The organism is Pseudomonas sp. MYb60 (genome assembly GCF_002979555.1).
Classification (GTDB): Bacteria; Pseudomonadota; Gammaproteobacteria; order Pseudomonadales; family Pseudomonadaceae; genus Aquipseudomonas.
In genome coordinates, this window is sequence record NZ_PCOZ01000029.1 from 1 (window position 1) to 13,674 (window position 13,674).

The 13,674-nt window shown below is 62.6% G+C and carries 12 protein-coding genes, 4 tRNA genes and 1 riboswitch; of the genes, 6 read left to right on the forward strand and 10 right to left on the reverse strand.

Annotation, left to right across the window (positions count from 1 at the left end; all coding sequences use genetic code 11):
• Position 1: 1 nt before the first annotated feature.
• The 6 genes from CQ041_RS24945 to uvrB form a co-directional block, all read right to left on the reverse strand.
• Positions 2 to 74: transfer RNA gene (locus CQ041_RS24945), tRNA-Glu, on the reverse strand.
• An 81-nt stretch (positions 75 to 155) separates the two neighbouring features.
• Positions 156 to 231 (reverse strand) — tRNA-Ala (locus tag CQ041_RS24950).
• Between the two features lie 50 nt (positions 232 to 281).
• Positions 282 to 357: transfer RNA gene (locus CQ041_RS24955), tRNA-Glu, on the reverse strand.
• Positions 358 to 435: 78 nt separating this feature from the next.
• Positions 436 to 511: transfer RNA gene (locus CQ041_RS24960), tRNA-Ala, on the reverse strand.
• A gap of 147 nt (positions 512 to 658) precedes the next feature.
• Positions 659 to 2,140: a glutamate--tRNA ligase gene (gene gltX, locus CQ041_RS24965; RefSeq protein ID WP_105524882.1), complete on the reverse strand. Its 1,482-nt coding sequence runs from the start codon at positions 2,138 to 2,140 to the stop codon at positions 659 to 661.
• A gap of 108 nt (positions 2,141 to 2,248) precedes the next feature.
• Positions 2,249 to 4,264, reverse strand: a complete 2,016-nt coding sequence (gene uvrB, locus CQ041_RS24970) for an excinuclease ABC subunit UvrB (protein WP_105524883.1) — start codon at positions 4,262 to 4,264, stop codon at positions 2,249 to 2,251.
• A gap of 343 nt (positions 4,265 to 4,607) precedes the next feature.
• On the opposite strand from uvrB, the gene CQ041_RS24975 reads away from it, so the two are divergent.
• Both CQ041_RS24975 and CQ041_RS24980 read left to right on the forward strand, forming a co-directional pair.
• Positions 4,608 to 5,804 carry an amino acid aminotransferase gene (locus CQ041_RS24975; protein WP_105524884.1) on the forward strand — a complete coding sequence of 399 codons (1,197 nt, stop codon included), beginning with the start codon at positions 4,608 to 4,610 and terminating at the stop codon, positions 5,802 to 5,804.
• A gap of 99 nt (positions 5,805 to 5,903) precedes the next feature.
• Positions 5,904 to 6,113, forward strand: a complete 210-nt coding sequence (locus tag CQ041_RS24980; protein ID WP_105524885.1) for a hypothetical protein — start codon at positions 5,904 to 5,906, stop codon at positions 6,111 to 6,113.
• Between the two features lie 107 nt (positions 6,114 to 6,220).
• Here CQ041_RS24980 and CQ041_RS24985 read toward each other — a convergent pair whose 3' ends face one another.
• A complete protein-coding gene (locus CQ041_RS24985) occupies positions 6,221 to 7,093 on the reverse strand; it encodes a LysR family transcriptional regulator (protein ID WP_105524915.1) in 873 nt (290 codons plus the stop codon).
• Between the two features lie 102 nt (positions 7,094 to 7,195).
• Here CQ041_RS24985 and CQ041_RS24990 point away from each other — a divergent pair, with 102 nt between their 5' ends.
• From CQ041_RS24990 to CQ041_RS25005, 4 genes are all read left to right on the forward strand, one after another.
• Positions 7,196 to 8,578: an aldehyde dehydrogenase family protein gene (locus CQ041_RS24990; RefSeq protein ID WP_105524886.1), complete on the forward strand. Its 1,383-nt coding sequence runs from the start codon at positions 7,196 to 7,198 to the stop codon at positions 8,576 to 8,578.
• A 97-nt stretch (positions 8,579 to 8,675) separates the two neighbouring features.
• A riboswitch (cobalamin riboswitch) is annotated at positions 8,676 to 8,871 on the forward strand.
• Positions 8,872 to 8,983: 112 nt separating this feature from the next.
• Positions 8,984 to 9,991: an ABC transporter substrate-binding protein gene (locus CQ041_RS24995; RefSeq protein WP_105524887.1), complete on the forward strand. Its 1,008-nt coding sequence runs from the start codon at positions 8,984 to 8,986 to the stop codon at positions 9,989 to 9,991.
• Between the two features lie 8 nt (positions 9,992 to 9,999).
• Complete coding sequence (locus tag CQ041_RS25000; RefSeq protein ID WP_177429421.1) at positions 10,000 to 11,004, forward strand: iron ABC transporter permease; 1,005 nt, start codon at positions 10,000 to 10,002, stop codon at positions 11,002 to 11,004.
• On the forward strand, positions 11,001 to 11,765 hold the full coding sequence (locus CQ041_RS25005; RefSeq protein WP_105524889.1) for an ABC transporter ATP-binding protein: 765 nt from the start codon (positions 11,001 to 11,003) through the stop codon (positions 11,763 to 11,765). Before CQ041_RS25000 ends, CQ041_RS25005 begins: the two co-directional genes overlap by 4 nt.
• 45 nt (positions 11,766 to 11,810) lie before the next feature.
• Here CQ041_RS25005 and CQ041_RS25010 read toward each other — a convergent pair whose 3' ends face one another.
• From CQ041_RS25010 to CQ041_RS25020, 3 genes are read right to left on the reverse strand one after another with little or no spacing between them, the layout of a single operon-like run.
• Complete coding sequence (locus tag CQ041_RS25010) at positions 11,811 to 12,299, reverse strand: GNAT family N-acetyltransferase (protein WP_105524890.1); 489 nt, start codon at positions 12,297 to 12,299, stop codon at positions 11,811 to 11,813.
• A gap of 4 nt (positions 12,300 to 12,303) precedes the next feature.
• The gene (locus CQ041_RS25015; protein WP_105524891.1) at positions 12,304 to 13,233 is read right to left on the reverse strand and encodes an alpha/beta fold hydrolase; all 930 of its coding nucleotides are present in this window, start codon (positions 13,231 to 13,233) and stop codon (positions 12,304 to 12,306) included.
• Complete coding sequence (locus CQ041_RS25020) at positions 13,233 to 13,673, reverse strand: TspO/MBR family protein (RefSeq protein ID WP_105524892.1); 441 nt, start codon at positions 13,671 to 13,673, stop codon at positions 13,233 to 13,235. The genes CQ041_RS25015 and CQ041_RS25020 overlap by 1 nt, the downstream gene beginning before the upstream one ends.
• Between the last annotated feature and the right edge of the window lies 1 nt (position 13,674).

Consider the following 13,674-nt stretch of genomic DNA (forward strand, 5'->3'; position numbering starts at 1 on the left):
GCGTCCCCTAGGGGACTCGAACCCCTGTTACCGCCGTGAAAGGGCGGTGTCCTAGGCCACTAGACGAAGGGGACACAAACCTTCTATACACGTGATCAGCGCTGAGAACTGATCGATTCAAGGACGGTGTGGCCGGAACCTTGAACCTGTAAAATTGGTGGAGCTAAACGGGATCGAACCGTTGACCTCTTGCATGCCATGCAAGCGCTCTCCCAGCTGAGCTATAGCCCCGGATTTTTCGTCTCGCGACGCAGCAGACCTTTCGAACTGCTTGTTGAAACTGGCGTCCCCTAGGGGACTCGAACCCCTGTTACCGCCGTGAAAGGGCGGTGTCCTAGGCCACTAGACGAAGGGGACAAAACCTTCTGTACATCCGATCAGGGCTGAGACCTGATCAATTCAAGGACGGTGTGGCCAGACCTTGAACCTGTAAATTGGTGGAGCTAAACGGGATCGAACCGTTGACCTCTTGCATGCCATGCAAGCGCTCTCCCAGCTGAGCTATAGCCCCTCATCGGTGAGGACGGGGCGAATCTTAATGGCGGTTTGGAAGTGTGTCAAATTTATTTTCAACATTTTCCAAAATTTTTTGCCGGGATAACAATCACTTACCGGCGAAACCCCGGAAAACCGGGGTTTCGCCGTTACAGCAGCCTGATTACGCAATAGCGCCCAGCAGCTTTTCCCACTCTTTGTTTTCTTTCTTCGACACACCACCAAGCAAATCAAGGGCTTGGCGCAGACGGAAACGGGTGAGGTCCGGGCCGAGGATTTCCATCGCGTCCAGCACCGACACCGAACTCGCCTGCCCGGTGATCGCGGCAAACATCAGCGGCATGGCATCGCGCAATTTCAGCTCGAGGGATTCCACCACCGCCTGGATCGTCGCGGTGATCGCCTCTTTCTCCCACTGACGCAGGCTTTCGAGCTTCCACAGGATCAACTGCATCAACTGGCGTACCTGGTCGCCCGAGAGCTTCTTGGACTCGAACAGCTTCGCATCCGGGTTCACGCCACCGGCAAAGAAGAAGTTGGCCAACGGTGCGACCTGGCTGAACGTCTCTACCCTGCCCTGCACCAGCGGCGCGATCTTCATCATGTACTCGGGGTTCAACGCCCACTGCTGCACGCGGCTGGCGAATTCTTCCACCGGCAGGTCACGCAGCCACTGGCCGTTGAGCCAGGACAGTTTCTCGATGTCGAAGATCGGCCCACCCAGGGACACGCGGGACAGGTCGAAGTTGTCGACCATTTCCTGCAACGAGAACTTCTCGCGCTCGTCCGGCATCGACCAGCCCATGCGGCCCAGGTAGTTGAGCATTGCCTCAGGCATGAACCCCATGCGCTCGTAGAAGGTCACCGAGGTCGGGTTCTTGCGCTTGGACAGCTTGCTCTTGTCCGGGTTACGCAGCAGCGGCATGTAGCACAGCTGCGGCTGTTCCCAGCCGAAGTATTCATAGAGCAGGATCAGCTTGGGCGCCGACGGCAGCCATTCTTCGCCGCGCAGCACGTGAGTGATGCCCATCAGGTGATCGTCGACCACGTTGGCCAGGAAGTACGTCGGCAGGCCGTCGGTCTTCATCAGCACTTGCATGTCCATGCGGTCCCACGGGATCTCGACGTCACCGCGCAGCATGTCCGGCACCACGCACACGCCTTCGCTCGGCACTTTCATGCGGATGACGTGAGGCTCGCCGGCCGCCAGGCGCTGGGCCACTTCTTCCTTGGACAGCAGCAGCGCGCGGCCATCGTAGCGCGGGGTTTCGCCACGGGCCATTTGCTCGGCGCGCATCTGGTCGAGTTCTTCGGCGGTGCAGAAGCACGGGAATGCATGGCCCATGTCGACCAGTTGCTGGGTGTACTGCTTGTAGATGTCGCTGCGCTCGCTCTGGCGATACGGGCCGTGCGGGCCGCCAACGTCCGGGCCTTCTGCCCAGGTAATGCCCAACCAGCGCAGCGCATCGAAAATCTGCTGCTCCGACTCACTGGTCGAGCGCAGTTGATCGGTGTCTTCGATCCGCAGGATGAATTCACCGCCGTGCTGCTTGGCAAAGCAGTAGTTGAACAAGGCGATGTAAGCAGTGCCGACGTGGGGATCCCCAGTAGGCGATGGCGCGATGCGCGTGCGGACGGTGGTCATGGCGGGTCTCGAATGGGCAATAAGACTGAAAATTGAAACAAGGGGCGAATGGTAACAGCCCCGGGGATTTCTGGAAAACCAAGGCGCGGCCATCGAGGGCACCACAAATCAGACTGCCAGCAGGCGCTCACGCAACTTGCCAATCTCATCCCGCGTCTGCGCCGCCGCTTCGAATTCCAGATCCCGCGCCAACTGGTACATCTTCTCCTCCAACTGACGAATGCGCTTGGTGATCTCACTCGGCGAGCGCAGTTCGTTTTCGTACTTGGCGCTCTCCTCGGCCGCCTTGGCCATGCCCTTGCGCTTCTTGCTGCGCGAGCCGGGCACGGTGGCGCCTTCCATGATGTCGGCAACGTCCTTGAACACGCCTTTGGGGGTGATGCCATTTTCCAGGTTGAATGCAATCTGCTTGTCACGACGGCGCTGAGTCTCGCCAATCGCCCGCTCCATGGAGCCGGTGATGCGGTCTGCGTAGAGGATCGCCCGACCATTGAGGTTCCGCGCAGCCCGGCCGATGGTCTGGATCAGCGAACGCTCAGAGCGCAGGAAGCCCTCCTTGTCCGCGTCCAGTATCGCCACCAGCGACACTTCCGGCATGTCCAGGCCTTCACGCAGCAGGTTGATCCCCACCAGCACGTCAAAAGTGCCCAGGCGCAGGTCGCGGATGATCTCCACACGCTCAACCGTGTCGATATCCGAGTGCAGGTAACGCACGCGCACACCATGGTCGGCCAGGTAGTCGGTAAGGTCTTCGGACATGCGCTTGGTCAGTGTGGTAACCAGCACCCGCTCCTCCAGGGCCACGCGCTTGTTGATTTCCGACAGCAGGTCATCAACCTGGGTCAACGCCGGGCGGATTTCGATTTCCGGGTCCACCAGGCCGGTCGGGCGTACCAGTTGCTCGATCACGCGACCAGCATGCTCAGCCTCGTAGTTGCCCGGCGTGGCGGACACAAAAATGGTCTGCGGGCTGATCGCCTCCCACTCATCGAAACGCATCGGCCGATTGTCCAGCGCCGATGGCAGGCGGAAACCGTATTCCACCAGGGTTTCTTTACGCGAGCGGTCGCCCTTATACATGGCACCCACTTGCGGCACGCTGACGTGGGATTCGTCGATCACCAGCAGCGCGTCGTCCGGCAAGTAGTCATACAACGTCGGCGGCGCCGCCCCGGAGTCGCGCCCCGACAGGTAGCGCGAGTAGTTTTCGATGCCATTGCAGTAGCCCAGCTCCAGGATCATCTCCAGGTCGAAACGGGTTCGCTGCTCCAGGCGCTGGGCTTCCACCAGCTTGTTGTTGGCGCGCAGGTAGTCAAGGCGTTCGGCGAGTTCGACCTTGATCCCTTCGATGGCCCCCATCAGGGTTTCGCGCGGCGTCACGTAGTGGCTTTTCGGATAGAAGGTGAAGCGCGGCATCTTGCGGATCACTTCCCCGGTCAACGGGTCAAAGGCCGACAGGCTCTCGACTTCATCGTCGAACAGCTCGATGCGGATCGCTTCCAGGTCGGATTCGGCCGGGTAGATATCGATCACATCGCCACGCACACGGAAGGTGGCACGGGCAAAATCCATGTCGTTGCGGTTGTATTGCAGGCTCGTCAGGCGACGCAGCAGTTCGCGCTGATCGAGTTTGTCGCCACGGTCGACGTGCAGCACCATCTTCAGATAGGTTTCCGGGCTGCCCAGGCCGTAGATGCACGACACCGTGGTGACGATGATCGCGTCCTTGCGCTCCAGCAACGCCTTGGTCGCCGACAGGCGCATCTGCTCGATGTGGTCGTTGATCGACGCATCTTTCTCGATAAAGGTGTCGGACGACGGCACGTAGGCTTCGGGCTGGTAGTAGTCGTAGTAGGAAACGAAGTATTCCACGGCGTTGTTCGGGAAGAACGCCTTGAACTCGCCGTACAACTGGGCGGCCAGGGTCTTGTTCGGCGCCAGCACCAGGGTGGGCCGGTTGACCTGGGCAATCACGTTGGCAATGCTGAACGTCTTGCCCGAACCGGTGACGCCGAGCAGTGTCTGGTGGGCCAGGCCGGCCTCGATGCCTTCGACCATCTGGCGAATGGCTTCCGGTTGATCGCCGGCGGGCTCAAAACGGGTGACTAGCTGGAAATCCGACATAACGTACCTCGTGAAGTCACCCCGGACTGTAAACCCGTCGGGGACGAAAAAGACCACCACCCGCGAAGATTCAGAGCGGATCGTAGGAAAAAACCATGATAGCCATAGAAGTGGTGGCGAATGTGACGGCTTTCAAGGCAATCGTCTGACCTGCCGTCTACGATCAAGGTTGCAATAAGACTGACGGTGGGCAAATAAACCGAAAAACTTGGCCGAAAAGCCGTTTCGGCTGTCGCCCTAGGCCGTGATGGCCTCTATACTAGCTCCCCGTTTGTGCACCGCTCTAGTGCATTCGGCTGGAGCGCGACACGTCCCTCCATTCCCCCATAGAGCTGCCGCAAAAATGAGCCTGTTCTCCGCTGTCGAAATGGCACCACGCGATCCTATCCTGGGCCTCAACGAAGCATTCAACGCCGACACACGAACCACCAAGGTCAACCTTGGCGTAGGCGTTTACTGCAACGAGGAGGGGAAGATTCCACTCTTGCGTGCCGTTGCCGAAGCGGAAGCCATTCGCGTGGCGCAACACGCCGCTCGTGGCTACTTGCCGATCGACGGCATCGCGGCCTACGACAAGGCCGTGCAAACCCTGCTGTTCGGCGCTGAATCGCCCTTGCTGAGCGCTGGCCGCGTCACCACCGTGCAAGCGGTTGGCGGCACGGGCGCGCTGAAGATCGGCGCAGACTTCCTCAAGCAACTGCTGCCCAACGCCGTCGTGGCCATCAGCGACCCGAGCTGGGAAAACCACCGCGCCCTGTTTGAAACCGCCGGTTTCCCGGTGCAGAACTACCGCTACTACGACGCCGCCACCCACGACGTGAACCGCGCCGGCCTGCTCGAAGACCTCAACGCCCTGCCGCCGCAATCCATCGTGGTGTTGCACGCCTGCTGCCACAACCCGACCGGCGTCGACCTGAGCCCGGCCGATTGGCAGAACGTGCTGGACGTGGTCAAGGCCAAGAACCTGGTGCCGTTCCTCGACATGGCCTACCAGGGCTTTGGCGATGGCATCCACGAAGACGCCGCAGCCGTGCGCCTGTTCGCGGAGTCGGGCCTGACCTTCTTTGTGTCCAGCTCGTTCTCCAAGTCGTTCTCCCTGTACGGCGAACGTGTGGGCGCGTTGTCCATCGTGGGCGAGTCCAAGGAAGAAAGCGCGCGCATCCTGTCCCAGGTCAAGCGTGTGATCCGCACCAACTACTCCAACCCGCCGACCCACGGCGCCGCGATTGTCGCCGCCGTGCTGAACAGCCCGGAACTGCGTGCCCAGTGGGAAGCCGAACTGGCCGAAATGCGCCTGCGCATTCGTGGGATGCGTGAGCAGATGGTGTCGGAACTGGCCAAGGCCGCACCGGGCCATGACTTCAGCTTCGTCGGCCGCCAGCGTGGGATGTTCTCCTACTCCGGCCTGAGCGTTGAGCAAGTCACCCGCCTGCGCAGCGAGTTCGGCATCTATGCGCTGGACACGGGTCGTATCTGTGTGGCGGCGTTGAACCAGTCGAACATCGATGCGGTCACAAAGGCAATCGTTCAGGTGCTGTAAGCCTGTAGCCGTTGCAAAGAAGGGGAAGCCGGTGGCTTCCCCTTTTTCGTATCCAGCCCCTAGACTGAACCCTGCCCGCCCCTTTGCTGTGAGAACCTTATGAGAAACGACGACCTGGACCTGCGCGCTGACCGCGACGAGCTGGATGACTATGTGCCCCGCGCGCCGCAACCCAAGCGCCAGAAAAGCCTGGTGTTGCAGGTGGCCCTGGGTGTGTTCCTCGGTGGGTTGGCACTGTGGCTGGTGCAATTGGGAGCGACAGCCCTGATGGCCAAACTGGCGATGGGCACGCTGCAATTCGGCGGCTGATCGCGGTCAAAATGTGGGAGGGGGCTTGCCCCCGATGAGGCAGTGTCAGTTGGTATACCTGTGTCTGACACACCGCCATCGGGGACAAGCCCCCTCCCACATTGGATTTATGGCGCTACCAGATTGCGTTCTTCCAGCAGCTTCACAAAGCTATTGAGGCTCTGCGACACCGTCCCTCGCCGCCAGATCAGCCAGGTGTGCAGGATGCGAAAGGTGTCCGTCAGCGGCCACACGCTCACCGCCGCAAACCCCGGCATGTTTTCCAGCATGCTGCGGGGCATCAGCGCCAAACCCGCACCGGCACTGACGCACGCCAGCATGCCGTGGTACGACTCGATCTCGAAAATCTTGCCCGGCACCGCGCCGTCCTGGGTAAACCAGCGTTCAAAGTGGTGCCGGTACGAGCAGTTCGAGCGGAAGGTGTAGATATTCTCGCCATTCACATCCTGCCCCCGGGTGATCGGCGCGTGGTGCAGGGGTGCAATCACCACCATCTCCTCTTCAAACACCGCCACGCCTTCCAGGGTGCTGTGCAGCACCGGGCCATCGACGAACGCCGCCGTCAGGCGCCCCGACAGCACGCCTTCGATCATGGTGCCTGAAGGCCCGGTGCTCAGCTCCAGCTCGACCTTGGTGTGCGTCTGGTTGTACGCCGCCAGCAACGCCGGGATACGCACCGCCGCCGTGCTCTCCAGCGAGCCCAGGGCAAACGGGCCCTGGGGCTCCTCCCCCGCTACCGTGGCGCGCGCCTCCTGCACCAGATCGAGGATGCGTCGCGCATAGCCCAAGAAATTCCAGCCAGCCGGCGACAGGCGCAGTCGACTTTTCTCACGAATAAACAGCTCGACGCCCAGGTCCTGCTCCAGTTGCTTGATACGGGTGGTCAGGTTCGACGGCACCCGATGAATCAACTGCGCGGCGGCGCTGATACTGCCTTGCTCGGCAACGGCCTTGAACATTTCCAGCTGCACCAAATCCAAGTCATTCTCCATTCATGAACGTATTGCTTAATATTATTCAGTTTCCAGAAAAGATCCAGCCCCGTAGTCTGAACCCACTTACTCATTCAGCAGGACGGTGCCATGAACGCGACCACCCACGCTTTTTCGATCAACCCGGCCAACGGCGAAACCGTCGGCAGCTACCCCTACGAAACCGCCCAACAACTGGACGCTGCCCTCGACCGCGCCACCGCCGCGTTCCGCACCTGGCGCCGCCAACCGGTGAGCCAGCGCGCCGAACTGCTGCTGGCCCTGGCCGCCGCCCTGCGCGAACAAGCCGAAGCCATGGCACAGATGATCACTCTGGAAATGGGCAAGCCCATCGCCCAGGCCCGTGCTGAAATCGAAAAATGCGCTCAGCTCAGCGAATGGTACGCCGCCCAGGGCCCAGCCATGCTCGCCCCGGAACCGACGCGGGTGGACAACGGCAGCGCCCAGATCGAATACCGCCCGCTGGGCCCGATCCTCGCCGTAATGCCGTGGAACTTCCCGGTCTGGCAAGTGCTGCGCGGCGCCGTGCCGACGATGCTTGCCGGTAATACCTACGTACTCAAGCACGCGCCAAACGTGATGGGCAGCGCCTACCTGATCCAGCAGGCGTTCAAAAACGCAGGCTTTGCCGACGGTCTGTTCGAAGTGATCAACGTCGCCAACGACGGCGTGTCCAACGCCATTGCCGACCCACGCATCGCCGCCGTCACCCTTACCGGCAGCGTGCGAGCCGGCGTTGCCATCGGCTCTCAGGCGGGTGCCGCGCTGAAAAAATGCGTACTGGAGCTGGGTGGCTCCGACCCGTTCATCGTGCTCAACGACGCCGACCTCGACGCCGCCGTACAGGCCGCACTGATCGGCCGCTTCCAGAACAGCGGCCAGGTCTGCGCCGCTGCCAAGCGCCTGATCATCGAAGCGGGCGTGGCCGAAGCCTTCACCGCCAAATTCCTTGAGGCCAGCCGCGCCTTGGTGATGGGCGACCCGACCTCCGCCGCCACCTACATCGGCCCGATGGCCCGCTTCGACCTGCGCGACGAGCTGCATGGCCAGGTCCAGGCCACCCTGGAAGAAGGCGCCACTTTGCTGCTGGGCGGCAACAAAGTCGAAGGCGCCGGCAACTACTATGAGCCGACCGTACTGGCCAACGTCACCGACCAAATGACCTCATTCAAACAGGAACTGTTCGGCCCGGTGGCCTCGATCATCACCGCCCGCGACGCCGACCACGCGGTGGCGCTGGCGAATGACAGCGAGTTCGGCCTCACCGCCAGTCTCTTCACCACTGACGCGGCCAAGGCGCGGAATATCGCCAACCAGCTGGAAACCGGCGGGATCTTCGTCAACTCGTTCAGCGTCTCTGACCCTCGCGTAGCGTTTGGCGGGATCAAGAAAAGTGGCTTTGGCCGGGAGCTGTCGCACTTTGGCGTGCGCGAGTTCTGCAACGCACAAACCGTGTGGCTCGACCGCAAATAGCCCCCTCACGCTAAGCCACCTGACCTAGGGGCGTGCTTGCTCGCCCCTAGGGTTGATGCGCGCAGTAGAAAACCATCCTCCCCCTCACGCCCCTGATCGACTACCATACCGCGCCGGTTCCCAAACGGGACTAATAGGGAATCCGAAGCGCGGCCCGCCCGCGTCAATCGGAACTGCCCCCGCAACTGTAGATGCCGAGCCTGCTCCCCACTGCCACTGGACACCGTCCGGGAAGGCCGGAGCCTGGCGCCGACGCATCAGTCAGGAGACCTGCCGGCCAAGCGTTTTCACTGACCGGCGGGGTGTCCGGGAAGGACATCACCCGCCCTGCGTGCCGCAGGCTGCCGATGTGTTTCCGAACCGTTCCCCTCCCGTTGAAAGTACGGTTCAAACGGAGATTGCATCATGCTGCTGCCCCGCGTTACCGCCCTTGTCGCCGCCCTGTGCCTGGCCTCCCTCGCCCACGCCGCGCCGACTCACTACCCGCTCACCGTGCAGAATTGCAAAAGCACGCTGACCTTCCCGCACGCCCCCGCCCGCGCCGTGACCATTGGCCAGGCGGGCACCGAGATGCTGTACGCGTTGGGCCTGGGGGACAAAGTGGTGGGCACGTCGCTGTGGTTCAACGATGTGCTGCCCGAGTACAAGGCACAGAACGACACGATCGAACGCCTGGCCGATAACGACCCCAGCTTCGAATCGGTGATTGGCAAGCGCCCCGAGCTGGTGGCCGTGGAACTGGAGTGGATGGTCGGCCCGCAGGGCGCGGTCGGCACGCGTGAGCAATTTCACGAGCTGAATATTCCTACCTACCTGCTGCCTTCGGACTGCGAAGGCAAGGACAATCTCGTCGGCGCCGACGGCACGCGGCTGGAGCCGTTCCGTGTCGACAGCCTCTATAAAAGCATCAGCCAGTTGGCCGAGATCTTCGATGTGCAGGAACGCGGCCAACAGCTGAACGCCGAGCTCAAGGCCAGCCTCGCCAAGTCCATCGCCAAAGTGCAGAACACGCAGGGTCAACCGGCCAGCGCCTTGGTGTGGTTTTCCAGCGCCGACCTGGACATCGACCCCTACGTGGCCGGCCACAAGGGCATCCCCGATTTCATGCTGAGCACCCTGGGCGTGCGCAACGTGGTGGAGTCCGATGAAGAATGGCCCACCGTCGGCTGGGAAACCATCGCCAAGGCCAACCCGACCTTCCTGGTGATCGCGCGCATGGACCGGCGCCGCTTCCCCGCCGATGACTATCGCAAGAAACTCGAATTCCTGCGCAACGACCCGGTCACTCGTAACATGGACGCGGTGAAAAACAACCGCATCATCATCCTCGATGCCATGGCCATGCAGGCCAGCATGCGCACCTTCAGCGGCATCGAACAACTGGCCGACGCCATCGAAAAACTGCCCAAATGACCGCGAGCCTGACCCGTACCCTGCTGGCCCTGGCACTGCTGCTGATCGCGGTACTCGCCGGGGTGTCCATCGGCGAAACCCCGATCGCCCCCGACGTGGTGCTGCAAGTGCTGGCCAACAAACTGTGGGCGGCCGGCTACGTGCTGGACCCGATCGATGAAGGCATTGTGTGGAACTACCGCCTCACCCGCGCACTTGTCGCCGCGGCCTGCGGTGCCGGGCTGGCAACCTGCGGGGTGATCCTGCAGGCGCTGCTGCGCAACCCGCTGGCCGACCCCTATTTGCTGGGCATCAGCGCCGGCGCCTCGACGGGTGCGGTGCTGGTGGCATTGCTCGGCGTAGGCGCCGGCCTGGTGACCTTGTCGGCGGGCGCCTTCGTGGGGGCCATGGCGGCCTTTGCGCTGGTGATCGTGCTGGCGCGCCTTAGCGGTTCGGCCAGTGGCACCGGGCAGATCATCCTCGCAGGCATCGCCGGGTCGCAGCTGTTCAACGCGCTCACTGCGTTTTTGATCACCAAGTCCGCCAGCTCCGAACAGGCGCGCGGCATCATGTTCTGGCTGCTGGGCAACCTCAGTGGCGTGCGCTGGCCCTCGGTGTGGCTGGCGGTGCCGGTGGCGGTCGCGGGGCTGGCGGTGTGCCTGTGGCACCGACGGGCGCTGGATGCGTTTACCTTTGGCAGCGACTCGGCGGCCTCCCTGGGCATTCCGGTGCGCCGTGTGCAGGCCGTGCTGGTGGGCTGCGCGGCGCTGGTGACGGCGGTGATGGTGTCGCTGGTGGGTTCCATCGGCTTTGTCGGGCTGGTGATCCCCCACGCTGCGCGTCTGTTGCTCGGCACCGGGCACACGCGCCTGCTGCCGGCGAGTGCGCTGGGCGGCGCGCTGTTCCTGATTGGCGCCGATGTACTGTCGCGCACCTTGATCAAGGGCCAGGTGATACCCGTGGGGGTGGTCACGGCGCTGGTCGGCGCGCCGGTGTTTGCGCTGATCCTGATCGGCAGGAGGAATGCGCGATGAGCGTGCTCAGTTGTTCAGGCCTGGGCTTCAAAGTGCGCGACGCCGAGTTGCTGCGCGAGATTGACTTGGACGTGGTACCCGGCGAAACCCTCGGTATTGTCGGGCCCAACGGCTCCGGCAAATCCACCCTGCTCAAGCTGCTGGCCGGGTTGCGTGCGCCCGCCAGTGGCGAGGTGCTGCTGGGCGGCCAGCGCCTGGGGACACTGTCGCGCCGCAGCATCGCCCAACAACTGGCGGTGGTGGAGCAACAGGCCGACACCGACGACGCCATTCGCGTGTTCGACGCCGTGGCCCTGGGCCGCACACCGTGGCTGTCGGCGCTGAGCCCCTGGTCCAGCGCAGACGACGCCATCGTGCGCCAGGCCCTGCACGACGTCGACGCCACTCACCTGAGCCAGCGCGCCTGGCGCAGCCTCTCCGGCGGCGAACGCCAACGCGTGCACATCGCCCGCGCCCTGGCCCAACGCCCGCAGATTCTACTGCTGGACGAACCGACCAATCACCTGGATATCCAGCACCAACTGGCGATATTGAAGGGTGTGCAGGCATTGCCAGTGACTACCCTGATTGCCTTGCACGACCTCAACCAGGCGCTGACCTGTGATCGCCTGGCCGTGCTCGATCATGGGCGGCTGGTGGCACTGGGCAAACCGCTGGACGTGCTGACGCCGCAACGGTTGCAGGACACCTTTGGCGTGCAGGCGCATTACCTGACGGACCCCTTCGATGGCGCACAGATCCTGCGACTACGCTCGGTTTAAAGGCGGCGAGGAAGCTCACCGCAAAAAAGCCTGCATGCCATGGGGCTACAACTGCCGCTCCATATGGGTGGTCTGCCACACCGGATCAGCTTCTACATCCACCACTTCAAAGCCCTGCCTCACCCAAAAACCAATGGCCCCCGGTAAAAACGGGTGGGTATGCAGGTACATCACATCAACCCCATCGGCCTTCGCCAGTGCCTCCAAAGCGCGGTACAACTGTCCCGCCAGACCACACCGGCGACAGGCTGGCGTGACGAACAGGCGCACCACTTCCACCGCCTTGCGCCCTTGGTAGTCCAACTGTGGGAAGCGGTGGTCATAGGGCAGATAGCCAATCGCAGCGACCATCCGCCCCTCTTCCCTGGCGATCAGAAACTCGCCATCGCCCTGTAGGTAAACGGCTTCAAACTGCGCCAGATCGGTGGGCATCCCCGCCGCGCTGAGCGTGGGAAACAACTCGGCGCGGGCCTGCAATACAAAGTCCAACACCTCGGGGATTTCCGCGAGGGTGACCGGGTGGAAAGAGATCATCGGTTCACTCAAGACTCAAAGCCTCGATCCTACCTGTAATCCAGCTGCGACTGTGCAACAACACCCGACGCCCCACCTCCACCGGAAAATGAATAAACCCATGGGCTGCTTCCGGCACCAGATGCACGTCGGCGCCAGGCCACTGCTGCGCGATCAGCAGCGTGTCGTCTTTGAGCGGGTCCAATGTTCCCACGAACATCAGCGCCGGTGGCAAGCCGTTCAAATCACCATACAGCGGCGACAACGGCGACTGCCGGCGCTGCTCATCACTCAACCCGGGTGTCAGCATCTGCAGCGCCTCGACCATTCCCGGCCCGTCCAACAGCAACGTGTCCGGCCCGGCCATGCGCACGCTCGGGGTGCCGGTCAAGTCATACACGCCGTAATACAACACGGCGCCCCTGACCCGCCGAAGCAAGTCGGGCCACTGCTTCAGCGCCAGCAACGTCGCCGCCGCCAAGTGCCCGCCAGCGGATTCACCGACGACGATCACCGGCAGCCCGGCGAACTCCTCGGCGTTCAGCAACCAGCGTGCGGCGGTGAGGCAGTCCTGCATCAAGCCTTCCACCGGCGTATCCACCGCCAGCCGATAATCCACCGACACCACGGCCACCTCGCAGGCGTTAACCATGCCGAGGTTGAGCTCGTCGTCCATTTGCGCATTGCCGATCACCCAACCGCCGCCATGGATATCCAGTACCACGCCCTTGGGTGTGCCGCTGGGGCGCAGGATGCGCACAGGCACCGAGTCCGCCAGCCGTGTTTGCGCGACCGGTGGGCGCTTGAGCTTCTGGCTCGCGCACAACAGCGCCTGGATCAAACGCGGCGTCACCCGGTTGCGGATCTTGAAGCGCGGCATCCACGCAAGCTTCTTGTTGAAGCGGCGCATTTCGTCCAGTTCGGGCTCACTGGCAGGCCATGCCTGGTAAGCCATCAGCGATTATTGCGCAAGATCGAGAAATTCAACGCCGCCGCTACACACAGCCACGCCAGATACGGGAACAGGATCAGCCCGGTGATCAAGTCCAGGCGCACGGCCAGCACCACCATGGTCGCCACCGTCACCCACAACACAGCCAGGATCACCATGGCCGCGAGAATGCGATGGGCACCGAAGAACACCGGGGTCCACAAGGTGTTCAAGGCGATCTGCGCCGCCCACAGCGCGAGCACCGGCTGGCTGTTGGGGATCAGGCTGAGGCGGTAACCGGCCCAGGCCAGCAGCAGGTAAATGCTCGTCCATGCCACCGGAAACAGCCAGTTGGGCGGAGTGAAGCTGGGTTTCACGAGGGATTCGTACCAGGCGCCGGGTTTGAAGATAACGCCGGTGGTGGCAGCGGCGGCGCAGGCGAGCAGGAAGATAAAAAAGGTCATG